Raw genomic sequence first — 7,188 nt, forward strand, 5'->3', positions numbered from 1 at the left:
ACGAGCGCTACCCAGACTGAGAACTAAGGTGATATTTTCAAACAGTTGCAACTGAGCATTGTGTTCAACACGTTGTGGGGACTCGGCTCTTTGGTTGCTTTCTTAGAGTGTGTGTCCCTGTTAGTTTTTGTCAAAGGGCCTGATGTTTTTGTTGCTTGAAATCTGGGTAAATCGTAACGAGCGTCACCCAGACTGATACCTAAGGTTAGATTTTCGAACACTGGCGACTGAGTATCGTGTTCACCACGCTCTGGGGACACGGGTCTTTGGTTGCTTTCTTAAAGTGTGTGTCCCTGTTAGTTTGTCCCAGCTCTTGTTAATCATATATTTGGCCTCGAAGAGCGAACGACTGACTTTAGATCAGGAGTACTACCATCGACAAGAAAGGTCTCAAGCCCTTGGCCTCTTGCAACAGCAATACAAATACCGAGAGCCTTCTCCCCATTTTCATTTTTCACGCCAACAGCCCTAAAGAAATTAAGCTCACCAGGGCTACTTGTCAGCGGATTCTCCAAGACAAACCTCAATGACCCATCTGCATTAAAAATAGCTGCATTGTTGGGCGGAGGCAGAAATGAGTAATCAGTTCTATCATCATCCACATTGTGGATAACTAACACTCCACTTCTATCGTCGAGAACATCTATAGAGATTTTGTGAAAAATGCTGGGATTAAAATTAACTGGGCGAAAGTCATCCAGAATCCAAAACATTCCTAGACTTTTACTCTGCGGAAAAGGCTTGAGGTTTTTCTCATCATTATCCACCTCTTCCCATGTCGCCATCCCAAATTGTCTTGCAGTAACCACCTCTCCATTATCAGAGATGTAGTTACCATAAATCATTGCGATCTTTGGAGTCATTGCAGTAAATCCTTCACATCCGAGAGATCTATCTTAATATCTTGCTCTTGATTGGCTCTGGGGCTGTTAACAAACTGAATTTGGTGACCACCACCAGCCAGCACCGTATCCACCGTTGGCACACCATCTTTATCTGTGTCAATTGGAACGGCCATTTTGCCAACCGTTCCTTCGCGCACTTCAACGTTATTTAGCACTATTTTTATTCGCTTTAAGCCGTTGCTGGAGGCTTTCCAGTCTGGGCGGACAGCAAGCAAGTCCCTCAAATCGCTCTCAGTTTCAACTTTATTTTTTGTGGCAAAAGCACCTAATACGGAGATTGCATCAGCACTATCACCGTTTTTTAGTGCTGTTCTAATTTGTCTCAACTGCCTATCATCTATGACCATATAGAACTCTTCAGGCTCTGAGATTCTTCGGTAAACAACCTCAGTTCCTTCTTTCCAAGCTGGCGCGGTTGGCCACACTTTTCGTTGAACAGACTCATCAAGTATTGTTTTATCAGGGTCACCATATTTATTTGTATAAACCAGCATATCACCTTCCATAGCTTGGAAGGCATTCAGTTGCTCAGCAGAGACCACTTTTCCATCCTCAAATGTCCCAATTTCAGCAAGGTGTGGGAACCCATCTTAGTCTGAGTGGAAATTTCCAGAAGGCGTTTTTTTTGATGGGGCGTTATCAATAGAAAACGAGGACAGTCACCTCAAGAAAAAGTGAAACCAGTCAGTTTCATTCCAATGAGTGGAGCTCCATAAATCAACACACTCGAGGCGACGGCTACCTCAAACCCATGTAGTTTTTGGAAATACCAATCTATCGGCTTCTTCCATGACGACAGCACGTTCATTGTATTCTTAGAGTGTGTGTCCCTGTTATTTTGTCTATTAGTTGCCACCAGTAAGTAAGTTTAGTTGGTGGATTCCACCTCTACTTTATCTCGACATAATAATCATTTGGACCTCTCCAAGATATGGATCTAAAATCTCCTGATAGTTTATTTTGCTCTCTCAGTAATTCAAAAATAGCACCAGGGGGCCATCCAGCAGGCCCGTTAGCAAAACAACCCCCCATATCTCTCAACCAATGAAATATTTCGCATTTTGCAGACTCATCTCCCTGGATTTGCCACTCATTCCATTCATTATGATACTCAAAGCCATAAGCGCTCAACGACTGTTCAATTGACTTATCAAGAACTTTGACTCTAATTTTATCACCTGAAGCTTCAATAACGTATGCTTCTACACAACTATGCTGACTGCCCATTATCAATCCTCGTTTTTGTTGCTTGAAATCTGGGTAAATCGTAACGAGCGTCACCCAGACTGAGAAATAAGGTTAGATTTTCGAACACTGGCGACTGGGTATCGTGTTCACCACGTTGAGGGGACACGGGTCTTTGGTTGCTTTCTTAGAGTGTGTCCCTGTTAGTTTTCTCCCAGCTTCTTTAATGACTGGGCTTTACATTTACAGTTGCAAACAACCCCTCTCAGTCTATATTGACGTTAACCCCGGCAAATGGAATTTGGGGCGCCCCCAATTGGCGTAAGATGGTCAAGTGAATATCCAGATTTAATATAGCAAGATTGTCCACGCTCAAGTTGCCCCCGGCAATCAGGGCCGGTTCGAAACCGTAGACTTCATCTGGCTTTAATGGACCTAGTTTTTTTAGGGCTTGGGGGAAAAGGGGTTTGTCGTTTAGGTCTTCTATGTCGCTTATCTCAGAATCTATATTAGACAAAAAGACTTGTACGGCTAATTCAGTATCTTCCTCTACTTCACGAACTTCACTTTCCAAGGCGATAATCGCGTGCATGGGGCAATTTAAAGTAATGGTTTGATGGGTGCGTTCGCCCCACAAGTACATCTTTCCAAAAGCATTGCGACCAATGGTCCGATAGCGATCTATATCAGTGAATGGAGTATCCTCTAACCACATTTCAACAAGATGGTCATAGTCAATAGGATTAACAAGCCAAAACAGACCATCGGCAAAACCACTCCAGCCAATCTCCTGCCAGTATTCCAACAATTTATCAGGTAAAATGCCGCGATATGCCGAAAGTTCGGCCTGTGATACAGGTCTATATTGAGTAGGCTCACCCAGCCCTTCAATAAATAATTCTAAATATTCGTCTCGCATACGTTATCCTGGCCCTCGAGCCACTTCGAGTTTGACATTCATTTTAGCGCTGCCTTGGCCGCTGGCAATGGCAGCGTCAGCCGCTTTATCCATGCCGCTTAGACGACTGCCTTTCCAACTGCCCCCAATCGCCGAATTGATGTTGGACTGACCCATGCCACTGGGCATAGGATCGTGCCACCCTCCAGCGACCATATCCGGTTCATGGAGCGCCGCTAGATTATCGGCTATTTCATCGGCTCGTTTGTTGGCCGCAGCTTTAATTTCTTTTACAGACAACTTCTGATCTGGCGGCAAAATCTTATTCTGCTTTGTAAGTTTTTTCTCAATGCTACCGGAAATTCCCTTTTTAAAATCAGCCCTATAGCTGTCTTGCATTTTATCCGCCGTAGGGTTCCGCTTTAACTCCATATATTTATCTCGCGCCAACTTAAATTCTTCAGCGCTCATATCATTGATAGCATCTTGTTGTCGCTGTAACTGGCGATTGTATTCTTTTAAATAGACTTTCTTGTCAGCTTCGGATAACTTCTGGAAATTCTTGTTTTGATAAGGGTCAAACGGTTTGACTTTAGTTTCGGGCAACTGGAGAAACTGGGACAGACACTTTTAGAAATCTATCAGGCTCGAAATCTGGGTAAATCGTAACGAGCATCACCCAGACAAAGAACTAAGGTTAGATTTTCGAACACTTGCGACTGAGTGTTGCGTTCACCACGCTGTGGGGACACGGGTCTTTGGTTGCTTTCTTAGAGTGAGTGTCCCTGTTAATTGCCTCCTACCTTGCTCAAGCCTTTGCGGGACAAGGGTATGTCTGTTGAAGGCGATCAGGTAAGTACATCATTAGAGGCCGAGGCGACAAAATCGCCTCTTTCTAATCAAAGGTATGATCCTGGGTAGATATCAGGATTGACCTTCCCTTAAGAGAAATGAAAACCAGAGCATCAATGCTGAACACAGTGGTCAAAAGAGCATAAATATTGTCTCGCTATTCGAAACGAAAAGAGCCGTTTGGCTTGACGTCGAGGGAGCGTCCATATATGTCCTGCCAATATCCCAGCTCTTGTTAATCATATATTTGGCCTCGAAGAGCGAACGACTGACTTTAGATCAGGAGTACTACCATCGACAAGAAAGGTCTCAAGCCCTTGGCCTCTTGCAACAGCAATACAAATACCGAGGGCTTTCTCGCCATTTTCATCTTTTACGTCAACAGCCCTAAAGAAGTTGAGTTCACCTGGACAGCCCGTCAGCGGATTCTCCAGGACAAACCTCAATGACCCATCTGCATTAAAAATAGCCGCATTGTTGGGCGGAGGCAGAAATGAGTAATCAGCTCTATCATCATCCACATTGTGGATAACTAACACTCCGCTTCTATCGTCGAGAACATCTATAGAGATTCGGTGAAAAATGCTGGGATTAAAATTAACTGGCCGTAAGTCATCCAGAATCCAAAATACACCCAATGGCTTACTGTAGGGATGATGCTTTAAGTTTGCCTTATCAGCTTTGCTTTCCTCCCAAGAAACCATTCCAAATTGTCTTGCAGTAACCACTTCTCCGCTATCGGAGATATAGTTGCGATAAATCATTGTGATCTTTTGAGTCATTGCAGTAAATCCTTCACATCCGAGAGATCTATCTTAATATCTTGCTGTTGATTGGCTTTGGGGCTGTGTACAAACTGAATTTGGTGACCACCACCAGCCAGCACCGTATCCACCGTTGGCACGCCATCTTTATCTGTGTCAATTGGAACGGCCATTTTGCCGACCGTTCCTTCGCGCACTTCAACGTTATTTAGCACTATTTTTATTCGCTTTAAGCCGTTGCTGGAGGATTTCCAGTCTGGGCGGACAGCAAGCAAGTCCCTCAAATCGGCCTCAGTTTCGACTTTGTTTTTCGTTGCAAATGCGCCCAACGAAGATATCGCTTCCCCATATTCTTTGCTTTCCAACGCATCCTCTATTTGTCTCAACTGCCTATCATCTATAACCATATAGAACTCTTCAGGCTCGGAAATTCTTCGGTAAGTAACCTCAGTCCCTTCTTTCCAAGCTGGTGCGGCTGGCCACGCTTTTCGTTGAACAGACTCATCAAGCACCGTTTTATCAGGGTCACCAGATTTGTTCGTATAAACAAGCATATCACCCTCCATAGCTTGGAAGGCATTCAGTTGCTCAGCAGAGACCACTTTTCCATCTTCAAATGTCCCAATTTCAGCAAGTTGTGGGAACCCATCTGAGTCTGAGTGGAAATTTCCAGAAGGCGTTTTTTTCGATGGGGCGTGATCAATGACTGAACCGAGTGAATCAGCAGCTTTTACTGTGGCATCTAAGCTAGTATCAGCCACCTTCACCAAACCATAAGTCTGGCCAGCAACCGCTGTTGTCGCGGAGATGTAGAACTTAGCAACTTCTTTCTTTGCATCGTGAGAGGTGATTTCCCCACTAGCCTCTCTGGCAGCAATGTCTGCCATGTAGCTATCCAATGCACCGTCTGGGTCTGCAATTGTCCCTTTGATGTTCAGGTACATCGCTTCCAACTGCTGCTGTGCCTGTTCATCGCCTGCAAGCGCAGATGCTGCAGTAACAGCCAAACCGGCCAACTCTGGCACACTTTCAAGGGTTCCCAGCAGTGCATCTGAAGGCATCTCCATCAGAGCGTCGGTAGCAGCCACCTCCCAAGGACGAGATGCAGACTCACCGTATTTAGTGCTTACATCTAAATATTCAGACAGAGTTCCGTCCGTCACCGCTACATCTTTGTCGTAGGTGTTAAATGCCTCTACTACTTTTGCTGATTCGAGGTTGCAATTCGCCCCACCACCATTCTGGCAGGCCGATTTATAGTCCTCATCCCTCTTGGTGCCCGTCTTGTTCAGTGCAACGAGCTCTCTCTGTTTAGATGTAAACTCATCGGTCTCACGGCAATCGGCACTTGTGCACTGTAAAAGGAAGTCCGTTAACTCAACTTTTCTTTGGGCTTCAGTTTGTGTGAGATAATAATCAACCTTCGCATCCCCAACTTTGTTCGCCTTTTGTGTCCCATTTAACACTGACTGACTGTTTGCGAGGCTATTAGAAAACTCGGCAGTACTGGTGCTGGCCAATTGATTGCCCGTTGCCTGATCAACCCGTTTTTCAAGTTGACCACCAAACATCTGCGACAAGGCCTCTTGAGTCTCATCATTCGCGCCACCTTCTTGTAAGGTCTTGCTCTCAATGAGTTCTTGACCTAACGAATTGACGTGAAGTGTTTTCGCACCTTCGATGTCAATGAAGATATCGCCATACTCACTGTTATTCGCATCAATAACAGTCGCACCGTGGACGTCTTTGCTGGCGTTATCAGCTAAAGATGTACTGGTCGTCTTTGAAGCGTCGTACAAGCCGATGTCAGTAAGTGCAAGGCCAAACTTTTCTTGAGCCAAGTGACCAAGCTCTTGCATAGCCTGAGCATACGAATCACCATCACCACTGGTTAACCCGGCAAGAATATGCGCGTTTTCAGGGTCTCGGATAAGCTGGTTTTTAAGCTGTGTGCCGACGGCATTGTTGTGCAGCGCACTCCAGAAACTCAGTAAGCCAACGCGGTCGTCCTCGTTAAGTTTCTCAGCAGCGCTATAAATGTCTTCCCCGAATTCATAAGAATCCACAAAGTCATTTTTAATGCTCTGTCGCCCCTTCTCCGTCAACAATCGATGGTCAACAGTAACATCCACATTCCCCTCATTGCGCTCGACGGAGAACAGGTCTTTCTCCGTGTTTTCCACATCGCGGTTCAGTGCCGTCAGGCTGTCACTTTCTGTGTCACTACCCACGGTGACATTGCCTTTACCGACTGTTGCAAGGGTTTTGGTGACGCTGTAATCACTGCTGTTTTGGTATTGCAAGGTGGAGCTGTTATAGGTGGAATCCACCTCGGTGTTGTCGGTCGGTTTGCCGTCTTGACCTGTTTCCTCGCCAATACCCACACCGGTATTGATGCCCATGGCACTGTTCTGTGCGTAGGTGGTGTTTTTCAGGTCACTGAAGCCCAGAGAGTCGGTTTCTAACGTCAGGTTTCCTGCGTCTTTGCCGTCTTCATCCACGGTCGCTATCAGCGCGCCATTGATTTGGGTGTGACCATCAACCTTGATGGTGGCGGTTTCTCCAGCGGTGAGGCTGGTGAGAA

General features: G+C 45.6%; 7 protein-coding genes. All 7 read right to left on the reverse strand.

Annotation, left to right across the window (positions count from 1 at the left end; genetic code table 11):
* Nucleotides 1-320: 320 nt before the first annotated feature.
* Nucleotides 321-863, reverse strand: coding sequence for a hypothetical protein (locus tag GMA8713_RS24770; RefSeq protein ID WP_062715232.1), 543 nt, complete (start codon nucleotides 861-863; stop codon nucleotides 321-323).
* Nucleotides 860-1,447: a hypothetical protein gene (locus GMA8713_RS24775; protein WP_062715236.1), complete on the reverse strand. Its 588-nt coding sequence runs from the start codon at nucleotides 1,445-1,447 to the stop codon at nucleotides 860-862. Before GMA8713_RS24775 ends, GMA8713_RS24770 begins: the two co-directional genes overlap by 4 nt.
* 346 nt (nucleotides 1,448-1,793) lie before the next feature.
* Nucleotides 1,794-2,132: a hypothetical protein gene (locus GMA8713_RS24780; protein WP_062715239.1), complete on the reverse strand. Its 339-nt coding sequence runs from the start codon at nucleotides 2,130-2,132 to the stop codon at nucleotides 1,794-1,796.
* A 223-nt stretch (nucleotides 2,133-2,355) separates the two neighbouring features.
* Nucleotides 2,356-3,009, reverse strand: a complete 654-nt coding sequence (locus GMA8713_RS24785) for a GAD-like domain-containing protein (RefSeq protein WP_062715241.1) — start codon at nucleotides 3,007-3,009, stop codon at nucleotides 2,356-2,358.
* A 3-nt stretch (nucleotides 3,010-3,012) separates the two neighbouring features.
* A complete protein-coding gene (locus tag GMA8713_RS24790) occupies nucleotides 3,013-3,594 on the reverse strand; it encodes a polymorphic toxin type 15 domain-containing protein (RefSeq protein ID WP_062715243.1) in 582 nt (193 codons plus the stop codon).
* Nucleotides 3,595-4,079: 485 nt separating this feature from the next.
* Entirely contained in the window at nucleotides 4,080-4,622 is a 543-nt protein-coding gene (locus GMA8713_RS24795; protein ID WP_062715245.1) for a hypothetical protein, read from the reverse strand.
* A partial coding sequence (locus tag GMA8713_RS27825; RefSeq protein ID WP_339385758.1) for a DUF6862 domain-containing protein occupies nucleotides 4,619-7,188 on the reverse strand: 2,570 nt, incomplete at its 5' end. The genes GMA8713_RS24795 and GMA8713_RS27825, both read right to left, overlap by 4 nt.

The sequence above is a fragment of the Grimontia marina genome, assembly GCF_900060185.1.
GTDB lineage: Bacteria > Pseudomonadota > Gammaproteobacteria > Enterobacterales > Vibrionaceae > Enterovibrio > Enterovibrio marinus.

Bases quoted from the DNA above. Each gene is read 5' to 3' on its own strand.
- GMA8713_RS24770 (WP_062715232.1), bottom strand. From the start codon at position 863: ATGACTCCAAAGATCGCAATGATTTATGGTAACTACATCTCTGATAAT.
- GMA8713_RS24785 (WP_062715241.1), bottom strand. From the start codon at position 3,009: ATGCGAGACGAATATTTAGAATTATTTATTGAAGGGCTGGGTGAGCCT.
- GMA8713_RS24780 (WP_062715239.1), bottom strand. From the start codon at position 2,132: ATGGGCAGTCAGCATAGTTGTGTAGAAGCATACGTTATTGAAGCTTCA.
- GMA8713_RS24795 (WP_062715245.1), bottom strand. From the start codon at position 4,622: ATGACTCAAAAGATCACAATGATTTATCGCAACTATATCTCCGATAGC.